Origin of the sequence: Marinilabilia salmonicolor (genome assembly GCF_003003035.1) — a bacterium.
GTDB classification, from domain to species: Bacteria; Bacteroidota; Bacteroidia; order Bacteroidales; family Marinilabiliaceae; genus Marinilabilia; species Marinilabilia salmonicolor_A.
Genome location: NZ_PVTS01000003.1, coordinates 156,721 through 182,040, shown reverse-complemented (window position 1 = coordinate 182,040; position 25,320 = coordinate 156,721). Strand labels below are relative to the sequence as shown.

23 protein-coding genes are annotated in these 25,320 nt (G+C 42.6%); 14 read left to right on the top strand and 9 right to left on the bottom strand.

Going from position 1 to position 25,320, the window contains the following annotated elements; translation table 11 throughout:
• Positions 1-1,090 precede the first annotated feature (1,090 nt).
• The 8 genes from BY457_RS04155 (at position 1,091) to BY457_RS04120 (ending at position 10,220) form a co-directional block, all read left to right on the top strand.
• Entirely contained in the window at positions 1,091-1,849 is a 759-nt protein-coding gene (locus BY457_RS04155; protein ID WP_106152059.1) for a LuxR C-terminal-related transcriptional regulator, read from the top strand.
• A gap of 424 nt (positions 1,850-2,273) precedes the next feature.
• Positions 2,274-4,136, top strand: coding sequence for a methylmalonyl-CoA mutase small subunit (gene mutA, locus BY457_RS04150; RefSeq protein WP_106152058.1), 1,863 nt, complete (start codon positions 2,274-2,276; stop codon positions 4,134-4,136).
• 45 nt (positions 4,137-4,181) lie between these two features.
• Complete coding sequence (locus BY457_RS04145; RefSeq protein WP_258176582.1) at positions 4,182-4,598, top strand: GxxExxY protein; 417 nt, start codon at positions 4,182-4,184, stop codon at positions 4,596-4,598.
• Between the two features lie 12 nt (positions 4,599-4,610).
• Entirely contained in the window at positions 4,611-6,764 is a 2,154-nt protein-coding gene (gene scpA / locus BY457_RS04140; protein WP_106152057.1) for a methylmalonyl-CoA mutase, read from the top strand.
• A gap of 554 nt (positions 6,765-7,318) precedes the next feature.
• A complete protein-coding gene (tnpA, locus tag BY457_RS04135) occupies positions 7,319-7,777 on the top strand; it encodes an IS200/IS605 family transposase (RefSeq protein WP_106152056.1) in 459 nt (152 codons plus the stop codon).
• A 500-nt stretch (positions 7,778-8,277) separates the two neighbouring features.
• Complete coding sequence (locus tag BY457_RS04130) at positions 8,278-8,688, top strand: hypothetical protein (RefSeq protein ID WP_106152055.1); 411 nt, start codon at positions 8,278-8,280, stop codon at positions 8,686-8,688.
• Positions 8,689-8,766: 78 nt separating this feature from the next.
• Positions 8,767-9,075 carry a hypothetical protein gene (locus BY457_RS04125; RefSeq protein WP_106152054.1) on the top strand — a complete coding sequence of 103 codons (309 nt, stop codon included), beginning with the start codon at positions 8,767-8,769 and terminating at the stop codon, positions 9,073-9,075.
• A gap of 254 nt (positions 9,076-9,329) precedes the next feature.
• The gene (locus BY457_RS04120; protein WP_106152053.1) at positions 9,330-10,220 is read left to right on the top strand and encodes a DMT family transporter; all 891 of its coding nucleotides are present in this window, start codon (positions 9,330-9,332) and stop codon (positions 10,218-10,220) included.
• Between the two features lie 28 nt (positions 10,221-10,248).
• Here BY457_RS04120 and BY457_RS04115 read toward each other — a convergent pair whose 3' ends face one another.
• From BY457_RS04115 to asnS, 4 genes are all read right to left on the bottom strand, one after another.
• On the bottom strand, positions 10,249-10,821 hold the full coding sequence (locus tag BY457_RS04115; protein WP_146130949.1) for a hypothetical protein: 573 nt from the start codon (positions 10,819-10,821) through the stop codon (positions 10,249-10,251).
• Between the two features lie 41 nt (positions 10,822-10,862).
• On the bottom strand, positions 10,863-12,953 hold the full coding sequence (locus BY457_RS04110) for a prolyl oligopeptidase family serine peptidase (RefSeq protein WP_106152051.1): 2,091 nt from the start codon (positions 12,951-12,953) through the stop codon (positions 10,863-10,865).
• Positions 12,954-13,031: 78 nt separating this feature from the next.
• A complete protein-coding gene (locus BY457_RS04105) occupies positions 13,032-13,412 on the bottom strand; it encodes a PH domain-containing protein (RefSeq protein WP_106152050.1) in 381 nt (126 codons plus the stop codon).
• A gap of 1,006 nt (positions 13,413-14,418) precedes the next feature.
• Positions 14,419-15,858 (bottom strand): asparagine--tRNA ligase, encoded by a 1,440-nt coding sequence (asnS, locus tag BY457_RS04100; RefSeq protein WP_106152049.1) that lies wholly within the window; start codon positions 15,856-15,858, stop codon positions 14,419-14,421.
• A 265-nt stretch (positions 15,859-16,123) separates the two neighbouring features.
• Between asnS and rplU the strand changes: the two genes are divergently transcribed.
• The 5 genes from rplU to ruvC all read left to right on the top strand — a co-directional run bounded on the left by rplU (position 16,124) and on the right by ruvC (position 19,767).
• Positions 16,124-16,435 carry a 50S ribosomal protein L21 gene (rplU, locus tag BY457_RS04095; RefSeq protein WP_010662089.1) on the top strand — a complete coding sequence of 104 codons (312 nt, stop codon included), beginning with the start codon at positions 16,124-16,126 and terminating at the stop codon, positions 16,433-16,435.
• Positions 16,436-16,458: 23 nt separating this feature from the next.
• Positions 16,459-16,722 (top strand): 50S ribosomal protein L27, encoded by a 264-nt coding sequence (gene rpmA, locus BY457_RS04090; protein ID WP_010662088.1) that lies wholly within the window; start codon positions 16,459-16,461, stop codon positions 16,720-16,722.
• A gap of 565 nt (positions 16,723-17,287) precedes the next feature.
• Positions 17,288-18,559 carry a serine--tRNA ligase gene (serS, locus tag BY457_RS04080; protein ID WP_106152048.1) on the top strand — a complete coding sequence of 424 codons (1,272 nt, stop codon included), beginning with the start codon at positions 17,288-17,290 and terminating at the stop codon, positions 18,557-18,559.
• 323 nt (positions 18,560-18,882) lie between these two features.
• On the top strand, positions 18,883-19,197 hold the full coding sequence (locus BY457_RS04075) for a DUF4286 family protein (RefSeq protein ID WP_106152047.1): 315 nt from the start codon (positions 18,883-18,885) through the stop codon (positions 19,195-19,197).
• Between the two features lie 9 nt (positions 19,198-19,206).
• On the top strand, positions 19,207-19,767 hold the full coding sequence (gene ruvC, locus BY457_RS04070) for a crossover junction endodeoxyribonuclease RuvC (RefSeq protein WP_010662085.1): 561 nt from the start codon (positions 19,207-19,209) through the stop codon (positions 19,765-19,767).
• Positions 19,768-19,925: 158 nt separating this feature from the next.
• Here the strand turns inward: ruvC and BY457_RS04065 are convergent, their stop codons facing one another.
• The 3 genes from BY457_RS04065 to BY457_RS04055 all read right to left on the bottom strand — a co-directional run bounded on the left by BY457_RS04065 (position 19,926) and on the right by BY457_RS04055 (position 21,553).
• Positions 19,926-20,318, bottom strand: a complete 393-nt coding sequence (locus tag BY457_RS04065) for an HIT family protein (RefSeq protein ID WP_106152046.1) — start codon at positions 20,316-20,318, stop codon at positions 19,926-19,928.
• Between the two features lie 45 nt (positions 20,319-20,363).
• A complete protein-coding gene (gene greA / locus BY457_RS04060; RefSeq protein WP_106152045.1) occupies positions 20,364-20,837 on the bottom strand; it encodes a transcription elongation factor GreA in 474 nt (157 codons plus the stop codon).
• A gap of 233 nt (positions 20,838-21,070) precedes the next feature.
• Complete coding sequence (locus BY457_RS04055) at positions 21,071-21,553, bottom strand: hypothetical protein (RefSeq protein WP_106152044.1); 483 nt, start codon at positions 21,551-21,553, stop codon at positions 21,071-21,073.
• Positions 21,554-21,657: 104 nt separating this feature from the next.
• On the opposite strand from BY457_RS04055, the gene BY457_RS04050 reads away from it, so the two are divergent.
• The gene (locus tag BY457_RS04050) at positions 21,658-22,128 is read left to right on the top strand and encodes a Rieske (2Fe-2S) protein (protein ID WP_106152043.1); all 471 of its coding nucleotides are present in this window, start codon (positions 21,658-21,660) and stop codon (positions 22,126-22,128) included.
• A gap of 439 nt (positions 22,129-22,567) precedes the next feature.
• On the opposite strand, the gene ahcY is transcribed toward BY457_RS04050, so the two are convergent.
• Positions 22,568-23,968 (bottom strand): adenosylhomocysteinase, encoded by a 1,401-nt coding sequence (ahcY, locus tag BY457_RS04040; RefSeq protein WP_106152042.1) that lies wholly within the window; start codon positions 23,966-23,968, stop codon positions 22,568-22,570.
• 204 nt (positions 23,969-24,172) lie between these two features.
• Positions 24,173-25,126, bottom strand: a complete 954-nt coding sequence (locus tag BY457_RS04035) for a bifunctional riboflavin kinase/FAD synthetase (RefSeq protein ID WP_106152041.1) — start codon at positions 25,124-25,126, stop codon at positions 24,173-24,175.
• Between the last annotated feature and the right edge of the window lie 194 nt (positions 25,127-25,320).

Here is a 25,320-nt window from a genome sequence, read left to right as displayed (position 1 = left end):
ATCCCAAAGCTATGCCCTGTGTTTTGAAGTTTTTTTCACTTCCCACTTATTGTTGGAATTTACTAGATTGCTCTTCACCCATTTTGGGTATGAGGCATTTTGAAATCAATATTGGATATGGGCAGATTTGGTTTCGGGGCATTGGTCGTTGCCGATATTATTAAAAAAAACACCCGGGAAATTTCCTCAGGTGTTTTTTACTAAGCCTGTTTGGGTGTTTCGGGCTTGAATCTGTCAGGTGTTAAGGCATAGGGCAGGGGCCCTTTGTAGGGCAATCTTTCCTGTTTGGGACAACTTATGTTTTTCACCCGTGCTCACAATTTGGCTGTTGGGGCAAGGCTTACGATGACTGTTTTGAATTTAAACATAACGTATCGCTTTGAATTTGTTTAAATACATTCATTGTTGTTAGTCTGCTATCTTTTGGGAGGCAAAAATACCGAAGATTATGACGCTCTTCAATAGTACTTTAGTATAGTTTTTTATAATTGTTAAACACTAATGTCCGGAGAAACATGTTTTTTGAAAGGAGGTTGCTTTGCTTTGCAGATTTTAAGCTGGGTTGGTAGGGGTAGATTTTCGGCTTTGCCGAAAATCTACCCCTACCAACCCTCAATAGCCTGTAAAGTGCCGTTCATTGCGAACGTAGTGAAGCACTTTTATTTTTTTAACCGGACACCAATGATTTTTAAATAGGAAGTTTGTTGTTTCTTTCAGATATAGTGTGGTAGTATTTTCGCACTCATTTTTTTGGCTGATTTCTTATTTATTCTCTTCTGCAAATGCAAAACTGCTGTTTGCTCTTCTTTAAAAAGATCGTTTCAACATCACGAAAGGTATTACAGGGAATAGAGTCATGTTTTTGTAGCGGGCAGCGTCACTGTTGTAAAAGATGAGGTAAGTATTCCGGCGATTGTAAACATTGTAAAGGCCGAAGCTGAGGCTGCGTTTGCGAGGCTGTTTAAAAATCACTAGATACAACGCATTTGTTCTCTGATACTTTCTTTTTTAAACGCTGAATTTTCTAAAATAATTGATAGCTTTGTTTACCGGGTTACAGCAATACAAGCGTTAAAATCTCCATTTTGTTATGTCTTTTGTAAAACATCTTATTGATTCTGTGGGGAGTGCTTCCTCTGCCGGAGATGAGCCACTGGAAAAACCGGATGCATGGAAGATATTGGATATTTTCTCCAGATTGATGAATCAGAGTATTTATGTGGCAGATTTCAGCAAAGGAGAATTTCTTTATGTGTCTGAGCATCCATTGTTTTTATGTGGATATAGTGCGCAGGAGGTTAAAGAAATGGGATTTTCTTTTTATGAAAAGATTATTGCTCCTGAGGATATGCCGGTGGTAATGGATGTTAATGAAAACGGATTTCGGTTTTTTAATACCAAACATCCCGAAGATTATCGTGAGCACTGTTATTTGTCTGTTGATTTCCGTATTCGTCAGGAAGATGGAAGCCTGATATTGATTTCTCAGCGACTGGTGCCATTGCAGCTATCCCATGACAACCGGCTCATCTCGACCCTTTGTTTTGTGACTCCGTCGTATGCTGAGGGTCCCGGGAATGCGGTTATCCAAAATTTGCTGGAACCTTTCCAGTATCAGTTCAATGAACTCACCCGTCGATTTGACAGGCGTGAACAGAACCAACTCTCCGTTCGTGAAAAAGAAGTGCTTTCATTGTGTGTCAAAGGTGATGGCAACCAGTTTATTAGTAAAAGCCTTAACATCTCAGAGTCAACTGTGAAGCAGCATAAGCGCAATATTTTCCGAAAGCTGGGTGTAAGTAATACCTCCGAAGCGGTCTATTATGCCATCTCCAATCGAATGGTTTGATTGGTGATTGTTCAGTGGATTGTTCGAATTCTTCCGGATTATTTTCCGGATTTCATTAAGTCTTATTCATTGATAAGGGAACGCTTGTTGTTTTGTTACAATTGCCTTTGTGCTCGTCTTGTCCACTCAAACTGCCATTTCCAACAGTCACGAAAGAATACGACACCCTCAGCATCGGGATTTTGTAATTGCGAATAATTATAAATATAAGAGCCCTTCAGGCTCTGGTTACATAAGGTGTAAAGGAATTACCCCGAAGGTTAAGTCAATTATTTTATAACTTGCCTTTGGCAACTTCCCCTCGCCCTGACTAAGAGCTTTATATGCTCAATAACATGCCATAATAAGAACGGCTTTGTTCCCATTCCGGAATAATTTCGTTAATTTTGCGCCCTGTTAATTCGCACAAATAAACAGTTACATTATGGCAGATAAATCAAATCAACCGTTGTTTAGCGAATTCGCCCCTGTGTCAACACAGGAGTGGATGGACAAAATAACAGCGGATCTCAAAGGAGCTGATTTTGACAAAAAGCTCGTTTGGAGAACCAATGAAGGTTTTAATGTTCGTCCCTTTTACAGGGAGGAAGACCTTAAAAACCTTGAGTATCTTGACACGCTTCCGGGCGAATATCCTTTCGTTCGCGGAACCAAAGCTCATAATAAGTGGATGGTTCGTCAGGATATTGTGGTGAAAGATGTGAAGGAAGCCAACGAAAAAGCGTTGGATATCCTTAACAAAGGGATTGATTCTCTGGGATTCTTCATCGAGAAAGAAGAACTTATCACCAAAGAGAATATCTCTGCTCTTCTGAAAAATATTGTTCCCGAGGCAGTGGAACTGAACTTCTCAACACTGCATGGCAATAAGAAGCTCTACCAACTGGTGGTGGAAGAGTTTGCTGCACGTAATTGTAAGCTCGAAGAGATCAAAGGTTCTTTGAACTTTGATCCGCTGGGAAGTCTTACTGTAAGCGGAAAGTCGTGTGTGCCTGTGGAAGAACTTCTTGACGATGCTGCTGAACTGGCCGCTGAAGGAAAGGCTTTGCCTCAGTTCCAGACCATCAGTGTAAACGCCAAACATTTCAATAATGCCGGAGCGACCATCGTTCAGGAACTGGCTTTCGGACTGGCCATGGGGAATGAGTATCTGGCTCAGATTACCGAGCGCAATCAGGACATTAACACCGCTGCAAAAAACATTCGTTTCAACTTTGGCATCGGGGGTAATTACTTCATGGAAATTGCCAAGCTGCGTGCCGGACGTATGTTGTGGGCCAAAATTGTGGATGCGTACAAACCTACCGGACTTGAAGTGAAGAAAATGCATACGCATTGCGAAACTTCAGAGTGGAACAAGACCATTTATGATCCTTATGTAAATATGCTGCGTACGCAGACTGAGGCGATGAGTGCCACCATTGGCGGTACCGATTCTCTGACTGTGGCTCCTTTCGATCAGGTGTTCCGTCAGCCCAATGTCTTCAGTGAGCGGATTGCCCGTAACCAGCAACTGTTACTGAAAGAAGAATCTTACTTCAGCATGATTGTGGATCCGTCGGCCGGAAGTTACTACATCGAAAATCTGACCGACAGCATTGCCAACGAAGCATGGAAACTTTTTGTGGAAGTGGAAGAAAAAGGTGGATATACAGCTGCTCTGAAAGCCGGGTTTATTCAGACCCAGGTAAAAGAGGCTTCTGAAACACGTAAGAAAGATCTGGCCCGCAGAAAAGATACCCTGCTGGGTACCAATCAATATCCAAACAATCTGGAGACGGTTGCCAAAGAAATTAGTGAAGACAAGGCTTTCACCGATTCTGAAGAGGGTAACACTGTTGAACCTATTCAACTTTATCGTGGGGCTGAAGAATTTGAAGCATTGCGACTGGCTACCGAAAAAACGGCCAAACGTCCTAAGGTCTTTATGTTGACCTACGGAAACCTTGCCATGCGTCTGGCGCGTTCGCAGTTCTCCGGAAACTTCTTCGGATGTGCCGGATATGAAATCATTGATAACCTTGGTTTCGATACTGTGGAAGCTGGCGTTGAAGCTGCTAAGAAAGCAGGAGCCGATGTGGTCGTGCTTTGTTCTTCTGATGAAGAATATGCCGAAGCTGCACCTGCTGCCTTTAAAGCACTCAATGGCGATGCCATTTTTGTGGTAGCCGGAGCTCCTGCTTGTTCGGACGACCTGAAAGCACAGGGCATTGAATATTTTATCAATGTGCGTACCAACTTGCTGGAAACGCTGCAAGGATTTAACAAAATGTTGAATATTCAGTAAATTTTAAACGCAAAGACGCGGTGACGCAAAGTTTTTTATTTAGAAATGACAAAAGAGGCATTAAATAATATTTCCTCACAGATAATAGGAGGGGCTATCGAAGTTCACAAGGAGCTTGGACCCGGATTACTTGAATCTGTTTATGGTGCCTGCCTTGCTCATGAGCTGAGAAGCAAAGGATTGCTCGTAGAAGAGCAGGTACATTTGCCATTGATCTATAAAAACGAGTCTTTAGAGAAGGATTTTATTCTGGATTTATTAATTGAGAAAGAGGTGATTGTTGAGTTAAAAGCTGTTGAAGAAGTACATCCCGTTCATGAGGTCCAGTTGGTAACCTACCTTAAACTGGCCAATAAAAAGCTTGGGCTACTGATCAACTTATTGTTCCTGTTTTGCACAAGGCCATTTACCGAAAAGTCAATAACCTTTAATAATCTCAGCGCCTTAGCGCCTCTGCGTTAAAATATAATAATCATGAGACCAGATTTTTCAAAAATAGAATTCAAAGGAGATAAATGCCCGATTGATCCCAAAACCTGGGAGAAAAAGAACGGCATTAAAAAAGACTGGGTCACACCTGAGCAGATTCCGGTGAAACCCGTTTACAACAAAGAAGACCTGGAAGGCATGGAGCACCTGAACTATGCCGCAGGCTTGGTGCCTTACCTTCGTGGACCTTACTCGGCAATGTATGCCATGCGTCCCTGGACCATCCGTCAGTATGCAGGTTTCTCAACGGCCGAAGAGTCCAACGCTTTTTACCGTCGCAACCTGGCAGCCGGTCAGAAAGGTCTTTCCGTAGCGTTTGACCTGGCGACCCACCGCGGATATGACTCTGACCACGAGCGTGTGGTTGGTGACGTTGGTAAGGCCGGTGTGGCCATCGACTCTATCCTCGATATGAAAGTGCTTTTCGACGGGATCCCGTTGAACAAGATGTCGGTCTCTATGACTATGAACGGTGCCGTATTGCCGGTAATGGCTTTCTACATCGTAGCAGGTCTGGAGCAGGGTGCCAAGCTTGAGGAGTTGAGCGGTACCATTCAGAACGACATTTTGAAAGAGTTCATGGTGCGTAATACTTATATCTACCCACCGGAATTCTCCATGCGTATTATTGCTGACATCTTTGAATATACTTCTCAGAAGATGCCTAAATTTAACAGTATCTCTATTTCAGGATACCACATGCAGGAAGCTGGTGCTACTGCTGATCTGGAATTGGGTTATACCCTTGCCGATGGTTTGGAGTATCTGAAAACCGGTGTGGATGCAGGACTGGACATCGATGCTTTTGCGCCTCGGTTGTCGTTTTTCTGGGCCATCGGAATGAACCACTTCATGGAGATTGCTAAAATGCGTGCTGCACGTATGCTTTGGGCCAAGATCGTGAAGCGCTTCAATCCTAAGAATCCTAAGTCTTTGGCGTTGCGCACGCACTCACAGACTTCCGGGTGGTCACTGCAGGAGCAGGATCCATTCAATAACGTAGGTCGTACTTGCGTGGAAGCGATGGCTGCTGCGTTGGGACATACCCAGTCGTTGCACACCAATGCGTTGGATGAGGCGATTGCACTGCCTACCGATTTCTCAGCACGTATTGCCCGGAATACTCAGATCTACATTCAGGAAGAGACCAAGATTACCAAGGCGGTTGATCCATGGGCCGGTTCTTACTATGTGGAAGCTCTGACTAAAGAGTTGGCTGAAAAAGCCTGGGCACACATCGAAGAGATCGAGGAGATGGGTGGTATGACCAAAGCCATCGAAACCGGATTGCCCAAAATGCGTATCGAAGAGGCTGCTGCCCGTACTCAGGCCAAGATCGATAGTGCCAAACAGGTAATTGTCGGGAACAATCGTTACCGACTGGAGAAAGAAGACCCAATCGACATTTTAGAAATTGACAACACTGCTGTACGTAAGTCTCAGCTTGAGCGTCTTGCTAAATTGCGTGCTGACCGTAACGAAGAGGAAGTAAAAGCTGCCCTGGCTGCCATTACTAAAGCTGTTGAAACCGGTGAGGGGAACCTGCTTGAGTTGGCTGTGGATGCCGCACAAAAGCGTGCTTCTTTGGGTGAAATTTCTTATGCTTGTGAAAAAGTAGTTGGAAGATATAAAGCTGTGATTAGATCAATTAACGGAGTTTACTCATCAGAGGCCGGAAACGACAGCGAGTTTGAAAAAGCTCGTGCTCTGGCTGCTGAGTTTGCAGAAAAGGAAGGTCGTCAGCCCCGTATCATGATTGCCAAAATGGGTCAGGACGGTCACGACCGTGGTGCCAAAGTAGTGGCTACCGGATATGCCGACATCGGTTTCGACGTGGACATGGGACCATTGTTCCAGACTCCCGCTGAAGCTGCCCGTCAGGCCGTTGAGAACGACGTTCACGTGTTGGGTGTTTCTTCATTGGCTGCCGGCCACAAAACATTGGTTCCTCAGGTCATTGACGAGCTGAAGAAGCTGGGTCGTGAAGACATCATGGTGATTGCCGGTGGTGTAATTCCTCACCAGGACTACCAATACCTCTATGATTGTGGTGTTGTGGGTATCTTTGGCCCCGGATCATCTGTATCACGTGCTGCCATCGACATTATGAATCTTTTGCTGCAAAGTAGCGCAGAGTAAAGGATTTCATTTGTGATATTTTTATGCCCCTGCCGGATTCTGGCGGGGGTTTTTGAATTATAAACGGGGAGATGCAAAGTGAGTGAAGGGATAATTTGAGAGTACTTGGATATACGACCGCCTTCGGGGTCGGTTTCTATTCTTATTGCCACTTGCTATAAACATATGACCACCTTCGGGGTCATGGAGCAACGTTCATCTTTTTCTATAAATATTCGACCAACTTCGTGGTCGTTGGTTCTCTTTTTAATGCCAATTGCTATGAACAATTGACCGCCTTTGGGGGCAACTGTCACTTTTTTGTTATAACTGTGCGGTTGCATTCGTGGTCGTTGGTTGTGGATATTGATTTTTGAAAGATATTATGTTCCGGGTATAATTCCCCACGATGATAATGGACCGGGAGCCTGAAGGGCTCCAATATTTATAGAAATGATGGTGTTTGATAAAATCGACGCCGAAGGTGTCGTATGTTGAATACAAACATGGATTCCCAAAATTAACGATATAATTGCTACCTTTATTTTTATATTACGAACTCTAATCCAACAATTATGCCCGGAACATTTTCTCAAATTTATATTCAGATTATTTTTGCTGTAAAAAATCGTGATGGTCTTATAAAAACTACCTGGGAAGAAGAACTCTACAAATACATTACTGGTATTGTCAGGGAGAAGCAACAGAAAATGCTTGCCATTAACGGTACATCTGATCATATTCATTTTCTCATTGGAATGCGTCCATCATGTTGTCTTTCAAATCTTGTTCAGGAGGTTAAGAAGTCAACAAATAACTTCATTTTAGAGAAGAAGTTTTGTCCTTTCCATTTTGAATGGCAGCAAGGATATGGGGCCTTTTCTTATAGTCATTCTGCTCTTGATAAAGTGATTGGATATATCCAAAATCAGAAAGAACACCATCGAAAGAGAACCTTTCGTGAGGAATATCTAGAATTTCTTGAGAAGTTTGGTGTTGATTTTAAAGAAGATTATTTGTTCAAATGGCTTTGATATACGACCGCCTTCGGGGTCGGTTTCTATTCTTATTGCCACTTGCTATAAACATATGACCACCTTCGGGGTCATGGAGCAACGTTCATCTTTTTCTATAAATATTCGACCAACTTCGTGGTCGTTGGTTCTCTTTTTAATGCCAATTGCTATGAACAATTGACCGCCTTAGGGGCTAATTGTCACTTTTTTGTTATAACTGTGCGGTTGCATTCGTGGTCGTTGGTTGTGGATATTGATTTTTGAAAGATATAATGTTCCGGGTATAATTCCCCACGATGATAATGGACCGGGAGCCTGAAGGGCTCCAATATTTATAGAAATGATGGTGTTTGATAAAATCGACGCCGAAGGTGTCGTATGTTTAAAAATAATTGAGGGCTTCACTTCAACTGATACCCTCAATAAAGTTTGTAAGGTCTGTTTAATTGATCTTTCAAATCATTTTTTAGAGAAAAACTCTAAAAAACCCTGTTAACCATTAAAAACCGAGACCTGAAATGAAAAATTTAAAACCCATTTTCCCGGTATTTATCTTCTTTTTATTAGTTTCTTGTAATTACAACGCGGAAACAGAGAGTCCATTGGTTGGAGAGTGGTCGTTTATTGAAGGCTTTTCCAATGGAAAGCCAAATTTTATTGATGAAGAACATAGAACTAAAGTTTTTAATTCAAATGGAACGTTTTATATTTCTCATTGTGAAAATGGCAATGAGAATATAGAATTTAAGGGTAAATTTGAGACTGTTGATGGCAATCATTTTAAAGAAATATTGAATCGCTCAACATCTGTTATTTATGAGTATGAGATAAAAAATGATACACTAACTTTTGAGGGAGAATTAAAAATCCCAATGGAAAATGGGAGTTATAGAACTGTGTTAGTGAAAGAGAAATGGGCGAAAAGATAAAATCTACTGCATTTGACAAAGCTTAAACTCAAAGCAAGATCAGAATTGGTGTAAACTACTTTCTTTAATTTCCATAGTATGCAAAAGACTCAAAAGAAATCATCAGAAAGAGGGGGTGAATCATTGATTACAGGATTCTTTATTGACAAAGAAGATCTCAATGATCAAGACTTTCCAGCGTTAAAAAGAAGACTTAGGCATAAAATGCTTAGCTACTATTTGCCAGTGGTAATTGGTTTTACCATTCTTTTCTTAATAAAGGAAAAAACCAACTATGATTATATCCTGTTTTTTGTGGTTTTAATTTTTAGTGCAATCCTCTATTATTTAGTTTATAGGAATAACCTTTTGAAATTGAAAATATATTTTTCTTCCAAGGAAAAATGATATTCCTGGAAATGACAGCGAGATGAGGTTTGATGGTTGGATGTTTCATGCCGGAGTGAACATGATGTTCTAATCTTAATGTATGAGGTTGGGCAACTTGTGGAATCAATTTAAATGCTCTAATATATCTTATATGGTTATGGATTTAACTTCTGCCTTCTGCCTCCCAACTTCACAACTTTTCTAATATTTATCATATCCCCATTTCACACGGAAGTGTATTTTTGTGGCATAGAAACCACTCACAGCGTTCCATGAGTCACCGCATAAAAGTATTTGCTGCCCTTACTGCCACCATGCTCTTTTGGGCCTTTTCGTTTGTATGGACTAAGGTAGCCTTTACTGTTTGGACACCCATTTCTACAATCTGGCTGAGGTTAGTTCTCAGCTCCCTTTTCATTTTTGGATATCTGGCATTGACCAAGCGATTGGAGCCTTTGCGAAAGAAAGATCTTAAGTGGTTGATGGCGCTCTCTTTTTTTCAGCCGTTCCTTTATTTTATGGGAGAGAGTAATGGACTGAATTATCTCAGCTCCACTATGGGATCTGTCATTGTAAGCACCATTCCTCTATTGGCTCCCATTCCCGGGGTGCTGTTTATGAATGAGCGTTTCTCGTGGCTCAATCTGCTTGGGATTGTGATATCCTTTTCCGGGGTGGGACTGATTCTTTTTGAAAATGGTTTTGAGCTGAAAGCACCCATCGAAGGGCTGTTGTTTATGGCACTTGCCGTTTTTGCTGCTCTGGCCTATTCTGTTGTAATTAAGCGGATGGGGAACCGCTATTCGCCGGTGAATCTTACTGCCTGGCAAAACCTGTTTGGTGTCGGTTTTTTCTTTCCTTTTTTCTACCTCAATGATTGGGAGCATTTTGTTTCTACTCCGCCTACAACCGATGCACTTGGGTCACTTCTTTTACTGGCAATTTTTGCCTCTTCCTTTGCCTTTATCTTTTTTGCTTACGGGATTGCCCGAATCGGGGTCACCCGGGCCAATGTGTTTGCCAATATGATCCCGGTTTTTACTGCCATCTTTGCCTGGATGGTACTGGATGAGGCGCTTACGCTTAAAAAACTGGCCGGTATTGCAATTGTAATCGGGGGCTTGTTTATTTCACAGTTACGCAAGCAGAGAGATAAAGTATAAACACCCGGATTAAGAAATTCCCTCATCTTTAGAATTTATATTTGAGTGAAATTTTTAGGTCTTTATAAATTTTTTCGTTGGCGAGGTTAAACAATATTCCTGGTTCGAGCTGCAGCCGGTTAGCAATGGAAATCGGGTATCCCAAAGAACCCGTTAAGTACCATTTGCTTTTTTCTCCGGGTGAAGCGGTGGTCTCGCTGAATGGGTTGTCAGAAAGGTCTTTAGAGTTCAGAAACCTTTCATAGTAAGTTCCCAATCCAGCGTTGACAAAATTACTGTTGTAGAAAAGCATTAACGGAATGCTTATGTAGTTAAGCCTCAATTCCGCTTCATAAGAAAAGGAATAACTTACGCCGGTTAGGTTGATTTCAGGGTAATCTTTGTGGTATTTATAGATTAGTCCTGATTGCAACCACCAATTACCACTTAAATTTCGTGACAATAATGCACCGAACCCTTTTTGTTTCGCATTATTATTGATTCGGCAGGAGGTCACTACTTCAACGGTCCATTTTGTCGGACTCTGTGTAGCGGGACTCTGAGCAAAGGTAACTGTTAGAGACAATAACGAACATAGGAGAATAATGATGTATCTGGGCATAAAGTGAGTTTTGTACTGGTTTAATCAAAGGTTCTCATTGGTTATTCCATGCCTAACTCATGCATAATAAAAGAATAAATATCGGCTCCGTTTTGTAATCTGGAAGAGTACGTGTGTCCGCCATAGTGGCCCGCATTTTCCTGTACCTTTAAGAGAATGGGGTTGGTTTGTATTTCCCTGTCCTGCAATTTGGCAACAAATTTGTAACTATGAAATGGTGGTACCCTGTCATCATTTTCGGATGTAACTACAAGCATGGAGGGATAATTGACGTTTTCCTTAATGTTATGATATGGAGAGTAATTTTTCAGTCTGCAGAAACTTGCACTGTCCGCAACGGTTCCATACTCATCGATATGCCAGTGGCCAACAGTGAATTTTTCAAACCGGATCATATCGGTGGGTGCCACCACCGGAACTACTGCCCTAAATAGCTCAGGGCGTTGGGTAGCTGCTGCTGCAACAACAAGCCCGCCATTGGAACCACCGGTAATTGCCAGCTTCTCAGAGTTCGTGTATTTCTGGTTGATCAGATACTCGGCAGCAGCAATAAAATCGTCAAATGAGTTTTGTTTATGTTTGCCGCGTCCTGCTCGTGCCCATTGGGGGCCCTTGTCTCCGCCTCCCCTTATGTTGGCATAAGCATAAATGCCTCCGTGCTCTATAAAATGTATTATTTCTGACCGATATGAAGGTGTTGAAATGGAACCAAATCCTCCATAAGCGCTTAACAGCAGGGGGTTTTGGCCATTAGTGGTAATCCCTTTTTTATGAACCAATACCAGTGGTACTTTATCCCCTTCTTCTGATTCGTATTCTAACTCTGTGTATTTAAACTGTTCAAAATCAAAGGGGACTTCTGTCCGTTCCACCACTTCTTTTTCAAAACTTTTGATGTTGAATTCATATACTACCGGTGGTACAGTCCAGGAGGTAAGCACAAAGCGAACCAGATTGTCCTCCGGTTCCCCTTCCAGGGCATGTATGGAAGAGATGAAAGGAAATTCGGCCTGGTGCAAAACTGTTCCGTCATATCCCATCACCAGAATTATGGGGTGGTTGTCTGACTGTATTGTAAGCACCATACGATCTTTGTAGGGTACCACATCCATCAGTACTCCATCAGAAAATGGAGGGATGATTTCTTTCCACTGAAGAGGATTTTCCGGGTCTATTTGCACCACCCTGTTACTGCCTGTTTTGTCGGAAATAAGGCCGATAAGTTTCCCATTTCGATTGTCTAGTATTCGTAAGGTCCTGTCGAAGTTGGTGATTAATGGTCGCAGAAATGGCTGATGTGAATGATAATCTTTATAAAAAACGCTTGCTTTTCCATTTATTTCATCCTTTTCTGTCAATACGAAAAAGCGTTCATCAGAAGTGGTCATAAAGCTTACTTGAACCCATGGTCTTTCGGGTCTTTCAAAGACCAATTCATCCATTTCCTGGCTGTTACCAATTTTATGATAATAGACTTCTTGGCCTGTTGTTTTTCCAAATTTTCCCACCTGATCAATTACTGAATAGAAAAACCCGTTATCCAGCCAGGAAAGTTCGGAAAACTTGATTCCTTTCAGGTGGTCTTTCAATTGTTTTCCGGAGGGCAGCCTTACCACACCTATTTCCTGCCAGTCACTTCCGTTGCGGTTGTATTGAAAAGCCAGGAGCTCCGAGTTTTTGGAAACCTGGTATCCGGTAATATCAATATTGTCTTTTCTGGAAATATCGTTATAGGGATCTATGAGAATTTTTCTGGTTTCTTTATTGCGACTCGTGTTAATGAGAAGCGATGATCCTACACGTGAATCTGTGTATGCAAAAGAAAAAAAGTATTTGCCGGCTTTTTGAGGGAAATTATACCGAACGCGCTTGTTTTTATAGATCTCATTGAAAGAGTTGGATTTTCTTTCTGCTTTTTTGAGCCAGTCTTTAGATAGTTCGTTTTGTTTGGCTACCCATTCAACGGTTTCAGGGCTATCTGTCTTTTCAAGCCAGCGGTAGTAATCTTTAATAATATGTACATTGTAAAATGTATCAACGACCGGAATCTGTTGGGCATGAATGGGGGCATACTCCTGGGCATAGGTTGTTAAGGAAAAGATCAGGATAAGGAAAAGAAGCGATATTCGCATGATGGCGGGGTTTGGGAGATGTTTAAACAGAAAACTAAAAAAAGCTAAATGACAGCCTTCGGAAAGCCTAAAACAGTGTTATTTTAATACATGAGTAGCCAGCAACTTCTGAACCTCATAGACATCAACTGATTTATTGAATTTCTTCTGAACACTCGGGTTGCTTTCCCCCGATATCCAGATTTTTAACTCTGCATCCAGATCAAATGTTCCGGCTGTTTCGATGCTGAAACGGGAAATACTGCTATACACCACAGAGAAATACTCTGTTTTTCGGCCGGAGAGTCCTTGTTTGTCTATTAAAAGCAGACGTTTGGTGGTGAAAATGAAGGTGTCACGAAAAAGTTTGAAGCCGATTTCAATTTCTTCGTTATCGGTAAGTAATTTGTTGTACTCGGCTCTGAGTTTTTCCGGTTCAACCATGCCGGCATTGCCCATCAGGGAAGAAAAGATGCCCATTGTTTGTAGTTTAGAGGGTTTGAAAGGTAAATGTAATAAAAAATATTTGAAGTTTCATTCAAGCATAAAATCCTATTGCCCGGATATGTGATGTAAGGCTTTGGCCGGTCGTTGGTCATAATTTAAACAGTGCCCGTCCGTTTTGCGGGCCGGCGGTGGCGAGAGGACTTAATGGGGGACTTCAAGGCCTTGGAGGCCAGCCGGAAATTAGGCCTGATGCGGGCAGATAGGTTTAAGCGGACTATACTTTTTTGTTTCCTTTTTGGGGCAATGCCAAAAAGAAAATCAATAAAGTAATTAAAATTTGGACTGATGACTTTTTCAGCGGTTCCTAACCTGGATTATTCATAAATTATCTATTGCGATGTTCAACTACCTTCTAAATTTTGGCGTCCTCGATAAAATTGATTTGAAAATAGTTCACTATTCCCTTTGTCAATTTTATCTGCGGCTGCCTGAATTAATTGGTATTTAAACATCTCATAACGAAAACTCATGAATAAACCAGGCTAAATAAATTCTGGAAAAATTGTAATTGAAGCTGTGCTCGTCCGGAAAGTTGCGTTTGCAAGGCATTCGAAGGAGCTAAAAGCGCAGGTTCCTTGGGTAAATGAGTATTTTGGCGGCAAGCATAATGAAGCAAACGTGACTCTATAGACAGACATTAAATAGGGAAGAAAGTCAAAATGGGCATTTCGTCATTCAGGATTCGTCAGGATGGATGGAATGCAATCGTGTATATTGAACTCTTTCTTTTTCACAATAGTCCGTTAAACTTTTTCAAAGCTCTGGAAATTAAATCTTTAAGTTTAAATGAGTGTTTTCGATAAAATACAGAATGTCAATGTCTTACGATTTTCTCTAATTCCTAACTTCTAAAATCTAACGATCTATTGTTTTCAGATGATAAACAAAAAACCCCTCGATCGGAATCGAGGGGTAGATAATGGAATGGATATAGATAACCCGACGAAAGCCGGATGCTATTCTCAAATGCTATATGCGATTAAAACTCGGCACTTTTAGGTGCTCTTGGGAACGGAATCACGTCGCGAATGTTGGTCATGCCGGTAACGAACAGCATCAGGCGTTCAAACCCAAGGCCAAATCCACTGTGCGGTACGGTTCCGAAACGGCGGGTATCCAGAAACCACCACATCTCCTCTTCCGGGATGTTCATTTCGGCCATGCGTGCGGTGAGTTTCTCGTAACTCTCTTCACGCTGTGAGCCTCCGATGATTTCTCCAATTTGGGGGAAAAGGACGTCCATGGCACGAACGGTTTTGTTGTCATCGTTCAGCTTCATGTAAAAAGCCTTAATCTCCTTGGGATAATCGGTGAGGATGACCGGTTTTTTGAAGTGTTTTTCCACCAGGTAACGTTCATGCTCCGATTGCAGATCAGTTCCAAAACCCTTTACAGGATATTGGAATTTTCCCTTTTTGTTGGGCTTGGAATTTTCCAATACGTTAATGGCTTCCTCATAAGTCAACCTGATAAAATCATTCTCCAGAACAAATTTCAGCTTCTCAATCAGCTCCATTGACTTTTCGGTATCCTTCTTTCCTTTTTCTTCCTGTTGCAGTCTCTGACTCAAAAACTGAAGATCATCCATGCAATTATCAAGTGCATATTGAATGAGATACTTCAAAAACTCTTCAGCCAGATCCATGTTGTCCGTCAATTCATAGAAAGCCATTTCGGGTTCAATCATCCAGAATTCCGACAGGTGACGAGTGGTGTTGGAGTTCTCGGCTCTGAAGGTTGGTCCGAATGTGTAAATTTCAGACATGGCCAATGCGGCAAGTTCTCCTTCGAGCTGACCGGAAACCGTCAGGTTGGTTGGTTTTCCGAAGAAATCTTTGGAGTAATCAATCTCTCCCTCCTCTGTGCGTGGCAGGTTGTCGATGTCCAGGGTGGTAACCTGAAACATCTCACCGGCTCCTTCAGCATCCGAAGCGGTAATGATGGGGGTATGAATATTGTAAAACCCTTTCTTATTGAAAAATTCGTGTACCGCAAAAATCATGGCATGACGCACACGTGTGATGGCTCCAAATGTATTGGTGCGAAAACGCAAGTGGGCTATCTCACGCAAGAATTCGAGTGAATGTTTTTTGGGCTGAAGCGGATATTTATCGGGATCACTGTCTCCCAGAATCTCGATGGATTTGGCGAGTAACTCCACATTCTGTCCGGCGCCCTGCGATTCCTGCAACTCTCCGTCCACCGAAATGGCGGCTCCTGTGGTGATGCGGCGTACCAATGCCTCGTCAAATTGTTCCATATCCACAACCACCTGGAGATTATTGATGCCAGACCCATCATTCAGGGCCACAAAATTTACATGTTTGTTTCCTCTGCGGGTACGTACCCAGCCTTTCACGGTGAATGGCTTTCCAATTTCTTTCGACCTCAGAAGGTCTGCTACCTTTGTTCTCTGCATCAGCTTAGTATTTTTAGTCTTGGAGGCTACAAAATTAATGATTTGTTTTTAGGCATCCTCATTTTTTAGCGAATAATAAGATGCATGGTTCGCAGAGAATCAGTTTCTCCGAACAATCGTGATCCTTTTTAAAAGAAATACTTAAGGTGTTTTTGATAAAAAGAAAAAGTTACTACCTTTGCAGACCGAAATAATCCGTATGGGTAGAAAAGAGATTTCCAGGAAGGAAACCACCTGTCGGAGAGAATCTTAAAATTGTATTTCAATGTACGCAATTGTATCCATTGGAGGCCAGCAATTCAAAGTTGAGAAAGACCGTAAAGTCTATGTGAACCGCCTCAATGCAGAAGAAGGAGCCTCAGTAGAGTTTGACCAGGTTTTGATGGTTGACAACGATGGTGATGTGAAGATTGGTGCTCCCGTTTTGGAAGGTGCCAAAGTTACTGCCAAAGTATTGGCCCATCTGAAAGGCGAAAAAGTAATCGTTTTCAAAAAGAAACGCCGCAAGGGGTATCGTAAGAAAAACGGACACCGTCAGTATCTGAGCCAGATTCAGATCGAAAACATTGAAGGTTAATCACGAAAAAAAATTAATGCAATATGGCACATAAGAAAGGTGTAGGTAGCTCCAGAAACGGACGCGAATCAGAAAGTAAACGTTTGGGCGTTAAGATTTTTGGCGGCCAGGGCGTTAAAGCCGGTAACATTATTGTACGTCAGCGTGGTACTCAGCATCACCCGGGCGATAATGTAGGCATGGGAAAAGACCACACGCTTTTTGCACTGACCGACGGAACAGTTGTTTTCCGTAAAAGACAGGGAGACAAGTCTTTTGTTTCTGTTGATCCGGCAGCTGCAGAATAAGTTTATTCGTAAAAAAATTCTTTGAATCTCCTGTTTTTGTTACTTTCGTAACAAATTCAGGAGATTTTTTGTGTCTTGTTTAATTAAACGCTAAGACGCAAAGATACAGAGATTAGGATGATTGAAAAGGGATGAGGATTTTTCTTAATATATTTCTAATCGATAGAATTCTTCTGTGATTAGAATATGTTTACTGTTCAAAGACGCGGTGGCCTGTCCGCTTTCCGGGCCGGCGTATGGCGTGAAGACAAAATGGGCGACGTTCATGGCCTTGCGCAATGGCCGGAAATTTTGGCTTTAGCGGGTTGATAGGTTTAAGCGGACTAGCCTTTTTTCGTTCTTTTTGGGGCAATGCCAAAAAGGACAATAAAAAGAAATTAAATGTGGGACTTCTGATTTTTTTCAGAAAACCCCATTTAGATTCCGTCTAAAAAGTCGGGAAAAATGATAATAGGAGCTGTGTAGGTTCAGAAAGTTGAGTTTCCAAAGCATCCCCCAATTCTTCGGGGAAGCAAACGTGACTTTATGGAAAAGCACTAATTAATAATAATCTTATATTGAAAATATGCTCACACTCAAGTACATTCAGGAAAACCGGGAGGATGTTGTGACCCGATTGAAAACCAAGAGGTTTGATGCCGGTGAAATTGTGAATAAAATTATCACTGCCGATAATGATCGAAAATCGACTCAGGCTGAGGCGGATAAGAAGCAGAATGAACTGAATACCCTGTCTAAATCCATTGGACAGCTTTTTAAATCAGGAAAAACAGAGGAAGCCAATGAAGCTCGGGAGAAAACAGGTGCTTTGAAGGAGGAGATTCGTGTACTGAATGGAAAACTTGCGGAGATAGAATCTGATATTCAGAAATTATTGGTGCAGGTTCCTAACCTTCCCCATTCAACTGTTCCCGAAGGGAAGGGAGAGGATGATAACCTGGTTGAGCGCGAGGGGGGAGAAATTCCAACGCTTGAAGATGCCCTGCCTCACTGGGAACTGGCGTCCAAATATGACCTAATTGACTTTGAACTGGGAACCAAGCTGACAGGTGCCGGCTTTCCGGTGTATAAAGGATGGGGGGCCCGTCTGCAGCGTGCGCTCATCAATTTCTTTCTTGATGAGGCAACAAAAGCGGGATATAATGAAGTCCTTCCACCGCTCTTGGTTAATGAAGATTCAGGTTTTGGTACCGGACAGCTTCCCGATAAGGAAGGCCAGATGTATCATGTTACAGAGGATAACCTCTATCTGATTCCTACCGCCGAAGTGCCTGTGACCAACATATTCCGGGATGTGGTGCTGGATGAGAAAGATCTACCGGTAAAGCAATGTGCTTACTCGGCCTGTTTCCGGAGGGAGGCTGGTTCCTGGGGGGCGCATGTACGGGGGTTGAACAGACTTCATCAGTTTGATAAGGTGGAAATTGTACAGGTCGCACATCCTGATAACTCTTATGAGATTTTGGACCAGATGGTTGCTCATGTTCAGTCGGTGGTGGAAAAACTTGAGCTGCCCTGGCGCATACTTCGCCTTTGTGGAGGCGATCTGAGCTTTACTTCTGCGTTGACTTTTGATTTTGAGGTTTATTCAGCAGCGCAGAAACGATGGCTGGAGGTAAGTTCTGTATCCAATTTTGAGACCTATCAGGCCAATCGTTTGAAGTTGCGCTTCCGTAAAGCTGGTGAAAAGAAACCTCAGCTGGCACATACATTGAATGGTAGTGCATTGGCACTTCCGCGTATTGTTGCCGCTATTCTGGAAAATAATCAGACCCCTGAGGGAATCAGAGTTCCGAAAGTGTTGGTTCCGTTTATGGGAACTGAACTGATTAAATAGACGTGTCTATCCATAAAGTACCATCTACTGCGTTACGCTTGTCCGAAAGTACTCATTTACGAAAAGTAAACTCCGTATTTTCGGACTTCGCAAGACTTGTAACTGGCACTTTCTGAACAAACACACTTCTAAAAACAGAATTTGCTTAGTTTATAGAAAGGCTAAATAGAAGAGTCTGTCCATTAAGTACCATTTGCGTCCCCGAAGGATCAGGGCAGGCTTAGCAACTGGCACTTTTTGACCAGACACATGACTTTTACATCGTTAGACGGGTATCAAATAGGAACCACCTAAATTCGCCCAAGAGGGTTTATAACCTAGATATGACAAACAAACGACATATATTCAACGCATCTTTTTACACTACCGAAGAGTATCGTTCCGATTGGGAAGCCTGGCTTGATGAAGTATTTTTTCCTTTTGTGTTGGAACAGGTTCCTGGGAGTAGTAAAGAGATTTTTGAAGTGGAATCGGATGTAAATCAGGAGATGTTGGTTTTCTCTGTTCAGATACGTTGCTCCACACCGGCAGAATTGAAAACTTTGCAACAGGAGTCGGCTCCTGTGTTCAGCCGTTTTAGAGCCCGGTTTGGGGAAAGTGTAACCAATTTCAATTCGGTATTAATTAAGATAGATTAGGAGTCCTTTATGGCCAAAATACCTGCTGAGAAAATCATCCTTGGGATTGACCCCGGCACGACCGTTATGGGGTATGGGATTATTGAGGTTACAGGGAAAACCCCGAAACTGGTTGCTATGGGTGCTGTGGAACTGGCCAAGTACAAAGATCATTATTTGAAACTTCAAAAAATATTTGAGCGGGTGGTAAGTTTGATTGATTCGTACCATCCCGATGAGCTCGCCATTGAAGCTCCTTTTTACGGCAAAAATGTGCAGTCGATGCTCAAACTGGGGCGTGCCCAGGGAGTGGCTATGGCTGCTGCACTTTCCCGCTCAATGCCCATCTTTGAATATGCTCCTCTTCGGATTAAACAAGCCATCACCGGTCGTGGTAATGCCTCGAAAGAACAGGTAGCTATGTTTCTGCAGCAATACTTAAAGTTGGAGGAAATGCCCAAATACCTGGATGCCACAGACGGACTGGCTGCCGCTGTTTGTCACTTTTTCCAGAAACAAAATCTGGTGAGTAGTGGAGGAGCCAAAAGCTGGAAAGAATTCATCCGCCAAAATCCCGGACGGGTGAAATAGAAAGAAGATGACCCCCAAAGTAAACCCCTGCAATTATTAGAGTTATTAATCCCCCTCCGTGGGAAGGGCCAGGGGAGGGCCAGTGGCCCAATAAAAAAGCCGTCCCCGAAGTTTTGACGCTTCGGGGACGGCTTTTTAGAAGTATGTTGTTTTACTTCCTAAAAACCTGACCGGATTTTTTCAGCAATTGCTCCCATCTCTTCGTTGGGCAGTTGCAGTTTTGGTTTTGAAAAACTAATATCCGATTCTGCATTTAGTGGCACCAGGTGGATGTGTGCGTGTGGGACTTCAAGTCCCAGTACTGCCACTCCGATGCGCTTGCAGGGAATTGCTTTTTCAATAGCCAGCGCTACCTTTTTGGAAAAAACCATCATATCGGCCAGAAGCTGATCGTCCAGTTCGAACAGATAATCTGTTTCCTGTCTTGGAATAACCAATGTATGTCCTTTGGCCAGCGGATTGATGTCCAGAAAAGCATAGAATCGGTCGTCCTCTGCAATTTTATAGCTGGGAATTTCTCCTGCTGCAATTTTCGAAAAAATGGTTGCCATAGCTCAATGAAATTTATGAGAAATGATTTCTTTGTTTTTGTGAAATTACAAAGAAATATCAACGATTTCAAAAGGCATTACACCTGATGGTACTTTAATCTCCACTTTGTCGCCTACTTTTTTCCCCATCAATCCCTGTGCGATTGGCGTGGAAACAGAAATTTTTCCGGCCTTCAGGTCGGCTTCTGATTCTGAAACCAGGGTGTAGGTCATAACTGCGTTATTTTTGAGGTTCTTGATTTTTACCTTGTTCAACATCTGAACCTTTGAGGTGTCAATCTTCGACTCATCAATGATGCGGCTGCTGGCAATGGTCTCCTTCAGTTTGGCAATGCGCATTTCCAAAAGCCCCTGGGCTTCCTTGGCTGCATCATATTCTGCATTTTCTGAAAGGTCGCCCTTGTCGCGGGCTTCGGCAATTTGCTTAGAGATGTTAGGGCGTTCAACCGATTCCAGCTGAACCAACTCTTCACGAAGCTTTTTTAACCCTGCCTGGGTTATGTAACTTACATTAGACATTGTTTAATCCTCCTATTTATTTGAAATTATTTATTGTTATTTGCTTTCAGATAATCAATCTTGTCAGATTATCTAATTACTATGATCTAAAACCTGTTTACTAATTTATCGTGGGTATATAAAAAGAAAAGAATCCCTGAGACTATATTATAGTCCGGGACTCTTTGCTACAAATTTAGCAAATGTTGTTGGTATAAAAAAATTAAGTCCGGACAATGATGGGGTGGAAGTTCCTAATAATCGGGTCTTTTGAGAATTTCAGAATAGATGACTGCCTCTTTTAAGTCGAACCAGTCGTTTAAGTTGTTATGAACTTCTTTTTTTACTCCTAAAGATCCTGATTCTTCTGATTTAAGGTTTTCCTGTCTTCCCGGCGACTGATTCTTTCTTTGTCGTCGGGAGTCTGTGGGTGATGCATTTGCTGTAAATACGTAGTCTTCTTTTACAAATGGTGCACCTTTCAGACTTTTTCTCGCCTTATCCACGGCAGCCGGTTCTTCTTCAGATTGCTGTTTTTGAGGACGCTCTTGCGGAATGGGTTCTTCGTCTTCAAAAATTTCTTTGAAAGGACTGAATACTTCATCAAATGGGCTTCTTGATTCCTGATCTTCGGGCACAGGCATATCATTCCTTTCAGGCTTTTTCCTCTTTAAAGCCGAAAAGATGAATATCACCACCATGATGATGATGTATATTATCTCACCGATGCCATCCATTTAATGAAAGCTTATTGTTTGAAATTAAAGTCCTAAATTAGCCCCAACTTTTGACTTAACCAAAGAAAGTTCTCAAATTTTATACCGCTGATGTTCTTTTTTGTATGAGTGCAATGTTTCTTCAATTTAAGGGTAGGTTTATCAGAGTGGCAATTGTTTTTGCCTTTTTTCTGACATTCTTTTCATGCAGTGATGCCGTGCGCGATGATTTTCCGAGGCGCAGCTTTGTCGGATATTTTGATCTGAGTTATGCTGAATATTCAAAAAGTGTATTTACTGCCCGGCGCGATATGATGAATGATCTTGTAGGGGTTAATGGCATTGTGGTTTACAATTCAGGTGGAACCTATTATGCTTTCGATTTGATGTGTCCTCATGAAAAAAGTACGGGTTGTAGTTTGACTGTAAATGTGGACGAGGATCCTTCTATTGCTGTCTGTTCATGTTGCGGATCTCAATTCCTGTTAGCATCTCCTTACGGGGAAGTTATTGAAGGCCCTTCCTCACGGAATCTGCATGTATATGAAACAGGTGTCAGTGCCAACAATATGCTTGTGGTATCGTCCGGGTACTAAATTTTACTTTTGTAATACGGAAGCAAAAAAACGGGGTTGTCCAAAAAGGTATATAGCAGCTCAACAAATAACCTTTCATCGAGTTTTAATATTGAGCATATCAGATTGTTACCTTCCAAAATTTAATTGAGGTAGGCACTCAGAATGATATCAAAACCTTACTTTTTGGACAGCCTCTTTGTATTTAGGGTTCGTCAATAAAGTCGGGAAAAATGGTAATTAGAGCTGTGTCCGTTCAGAAAGCACCAATTGTCAGGCTTGCAAAGCCACCAAAGACGGAGTCCTGAAGTAGCTTTTTTAAGGTTTTTTGTTCAAAAAACCTTAAAAAAAGCACAATCGGGATGAGTACTTTGGCGGCAAGCGTACCAGTCTGCCCCGATCTTTTGGGGACGCAAGTGGTACTTTAAGGACAAAAACTATTTAATGGTAGAATTTGATTCTAATACCTGTAATGCTCCGGCTTGTAAGGACCTTCCGGGGTTACCCCGATATAATCGGCCTGCTCGGGTGTCAACTCGGTAAGTTTAACACCCAGTTTGCCGAGGTGTAAACGAGCTACTTCCTCGTCCAGTTTCTTGGAAAGCGTATAAACACCAATTTCATAATTGTTTTTCCACAGATCCAGCTGAGCCAGTGTCTGGTTGGTGAATGAGTTACTCATTACGAAACTTGGGTGCCCGGTGGCATTTCCCAGGTTCACCAGACGACCACGGGAAAGAAGAACAATGCTGTGTCCGTCACTGAAAGTAAATTTATCTACCTGTGGTTTGATATTCGTCTCTTCAATTCCCGGAAGATTTTCCAGTTTCTCCACCTGAATCTCATTGTCGAAGTGGCCAATATTACAAACAATCGCCATATCTTTCATCTGGCCCATGTGTTCCACGGTGATAATGTCGCGGTTTCCGGTTGCAGTGATGAAAATATCGGATTCTTTTACCGCCTCTTCCACTGTGGTGACTTCATATCCTTCCATAGCTGCCTGAAGGGCACAAATGGGGTCGATTTCAGTAATCAACACACGGGCACCAAATCCACGCATGCTCTGGGCACAGCCTTTGCCTACATCACCGAATCCACATACCAGAACTGTTTTTCCGGCTACCATTACATCGGTGGCACGTTTGATTCCGTCGGCCAGACTTTCGCGGCATCCGTAAAGGTTGTCGAATTTTGATTTGGTTACCGAGTCATTCACATTGATGGCGGGGAATAACAACTCTTTGCGTTCCATCATCTGGTACAATCTGTGTACCCCTGTGGTGGTTTCTTCACTTACCCCTTTCAGCCCTTTGGCTACTTTTTGCCAGCGGTCGCTTTTGCTGGTGTGCAGACGCTTGAGAAGTGCCATCAACTCGCGGAAGTCTTCGCCCTCGCCACTGTAATCTTTTTCCAGGATGGCAGGGTTTTTCTCTGCTTCCACTCCTTTGTGTATCATCATGGTGGCATCACCTCCATCGTCCACAATCAAATCGGGACCTTGTCCGTCGCCAAAATTTAATGCCTGTTCGGTACACCACCAGTACTCTTCGAGGGTTTCACCTTTCCAGGCAAAAACCGGTACTCCCGACTTAGCAATTGCTGCTGCAGCATGATCCTGAGTGGAATAAATGTTGCAGCTGGCCCAACGAACATCAGCGCCAAGTGCTGTCAGGGTTTCAATCAATACCGCAGTTTGCACGGTCATGTGTAACGATCCCATGATTTTTGCTCCGCGCAGAGGTGCTTCTTCTGCAAATTTCTCACGCAATGCCATCAACCCGGGCATCTCCTTCTCTGCGATTTCAATTTCTTTCCGGCCATATTCAGCCAGAGATATGTCTTTAATTTTGTAATCCATATGATTTAAGTATCTGTTGTTGTGATGTGTTTTTTCCTTACGGTGATTCCCGCCTTTTGAGCAGGTTGTTATAATAGATTTTTCAAAATCAGGATGCAAAGTTACAAAATAGATCTGACATCTAATAAGGTCTTGATTGTGAAAGTATTTGAAATGAGTAACGGGTCATGCTGTCAAATTGGAGAAGCAGGCTTTAAAAATGATTTACCTGGGCGGAAGGACTCCTTTTTCCAGGAGAATGGACTTTACTTCCACTTCGTCCTGTCGCAATCGCTCTTTCAGTCCATCAATATTTGAAAACTTTATCTCCGGCCGGGTGCGTGCAACAAATTCCACGCGAATCTCTTCGGCATACACTTCTCTGTTAAAATTAAAAATATGTACTTCCAGAGATTTTTCACTGTTTTCTCCGTCAATCGTTGGTCTGCCTCCAATATTGAGCATTCCTCCGTAACTTTTTCCCAGCAGGTGTACCTTACAGGCATACACTCCGTCGTGCGGTATTAGTTTGATGGAGTCATCCATCCGGATGTTGGCAGTGGGGTATCCAAGTTGTCGTCCCAGCCGTTTCCCTCCTACGATTCGTCCTTTTATAGAATAATACCGTCCCAGAAAGCGTGAGGCTTCCCAAACATCTCCATCACTAATATGGCGACGAATGGTTGTGGAGCTGGGTTTTACGCCGTCGATGACCACCGGGCCATAGAAGCCCAGTCCAAAATGGTGTTCTTGTGCCAGCTTTTCCAACCCCGACCGGGAAATCCCGCCATGACCAAAACGATGGTTGTATCCTGCAACTAAATGGCTGATACCGATTTTGTCCACCAGGTGTTGTTGGATAAATTCCTGTGCCGTCAGGGACGAGAATTCTTTTGTGAAAGGTAAAATGATGATGTGGTCGATACCTGCTTCACTCAATAAGCGGGTTTTTTCTTCCAGGGTTGTCAATAGTCGAAGCTTTTCCGGTTCCTGACTCAGAACAATTCTGGGGTGTGGCCAGAATGTAAGTACCACAGATTCTCCATTGATCTGTCTGGCTTTTTCAATTACTGATGTTAAAAGCGCCAGGTGTCCTTTGTGAACACCATCAAACATTCCCATGGTCAATACAGGTCGTGTTGCCTGAAAACCTTCTATATCTGACTTGATTTTAACCATTGCCCCAGTAACAATTTCTTTTGCTTTCCCGGATGTTATTACTCCGAACCTGCCACAAAGTTACAAATGATTATCGGGTCAGACCAAAAGAACCTGTTATTTCATTATTGTTCGCGACATGACCAATAATGAGAGGGGGAGTTGTTACATTTTCACCGGGGCGTTGCCCCAGGCTGGTGCTCTCAGGCCGTTCT

What these genes read in the sequence shown, in the direction of transcription:
- BY457_RS04155 (WP_106152059.1), top strand. Translation starts at nt 1,091, where the DNA reads ATGTCTTTTGTAAAACATCTTATTGATTCTGTGGGGAGTGCTTCCTCT.
- mutA (WP_106152058.1), top strand. Translation starts at nt 2,274, where the DNA reads ATGGCAGATAAATCAAATCAACCGTTGTTTAGCGAATTCGCCCCTGTG.
- BY457_RS04145 (WP_258176582.1), top strand. Translation starts at nt 4,182, where the DNA reads ATGACAAAAGAGGCATTAAATAATATTTCCTCACAGATAATAGGAGGG.
- scpA (WP_106152057.1), top strand. Translation starts at nt 4,611, where the DNA reads ATGAGACCAGATTTTTCAAAAATAGAATTCAAAGGAGATAAATGCCCG.
- tnpA (WP_106152056.1), top strand. Translation starts at nt 7,319, where the DNA reads ATGCCCGGAACATTTTCTCAAATTTATATTCAGATTATTTTTGCTGTA.
- BY457_RS04130 (WP_106152055.1), top strand. Translation starts at nt 8,278, where the DNA reads ATGAAAAATTTAAAACCCATTTTCCCGGTATTTATCTTCTTTTTATTA.
- BY457_RS04125 (WP_106152054.1), top strand. Translation starts at nt 8,767, where the DNA reads ATGCAAAAGACTCAAAAGAAATCATCAGAAAGAGGGGGTGAATCATTG.
- BY457_RS04120 (WP_106152053.1), top strand. Translation starts at nt 9,330, where the DNA reads ATGAGTCACCGCATAAAAGTATTTGCTGCCCTTACTGCCACCATGCTC.
- BY457_RS04115 (WP_146130949.1), bottom strand. Translation starts at nt 10,821, where the DNA reads ATGCCCAGATACATCATTATTCTCCTATGTTCGTTATTGTCTCTAACA.
- BY457_RS04110 (WP_106152051.1), bottom strand. Translation starts at nt 12,953, where the DNA reads ATGCGAATATCGCTTCTTTTCCTTATCCTGATCTTTTCCTTAACAACC.
- BY457_RS04105 (WP_106152050.1), bottom strand. Translation starts at nt 13,412, where the DNA reads ATGGGCATCTTTTCTTCCCTGATGGGCAATGCCGGCATGGTTGAACCG.
- asnS (WP_106152049.1), bottom strand. Translation starts at nt 15,858, where the DNA reads ATGCAGAGAACAAAGGTAGCAGACCTTCTGAGGTCGAAAGAAATTGGA.
- rplU (WP_010662089.1), top strand. Translation starts at nt 16,124, where the DNA reads ATGTACGCAATTGTATCCATTGGAGGCCAGCAATTCAAAGTTGAGAAA.
- rpmA (WP_010662088.1), top strand. Translation starts at nt 16,459, where the DNA reads ATGGCACATAAGAAAGGTGTAGGTAGCTCCAGAAACGGACGCGAATCA.
- serS (WP_106152048.1), top strand. Translation starts at nt 17,288, where the DNA reads ATGCTCACACTCAAGTACATTCAGGAAAACCGGGAGGATGTTGTGACC.
- BY457_RS04075 (WP_106152047.1), top strand. Translation starts at nt 18,883, where the DNA reads ATGACAAACAAACGACATATATTCAACGCATCTTTTTACACTACCGAA.
- ruvC (WP_010662085.1), top strand. Translation starts at nt 19,207, where the DNA reads ATGGCCAAAATACCTGCTGAGAAAATCATCCTTGGGATTGACCCCGGC.
- BY457_RS04065 (WP_106152046.1), bottom strand. Translation starts at nt 20,318, where the DNA reads ATGGCAACCATTTTTTCGAAAATTGCAGCAGGAGAAATTCCCAGCTAT.
- greA (WP_106152045.1), bottom strand. Translation starts at nt 20,837, where the DNA reads ATGTCTAATGTAAGTTACATAACCCAGGCAGGGTTAAAAAAGCTTCGT.
- BY457_RS04055 (WP_106152044.1), bottom strand. Translation starts at nt 21,553, where the DNA reads ATGGATGGCATCGGTGAGATAATATACATCATCATCATGGTGGTGATA.
- BY457_RS04050 (WP_106152043.1), top strand. Translation starts at nt 21,658, where the DNA reads ATGAGTGCAATGTTTCTTCAATTTAAGGGTAGGTTTATCAGAGTGGCA.
- ahcY (WP_106152042.1), bottom strand. Translation starts at nt 23,968, where the DNA reads ATGGATTACAAAATTAAAGACATATCTCTGGCTGAATATGGCCGGAAA.
- BY457_RS04035 (WP_106152041.1), bottom strand. Translation starts at nt 25,126, where the DNA reads ATGGTTAAAATCAAGTCAGATATAGAAGGTTTTCAGGCAACACGACCT.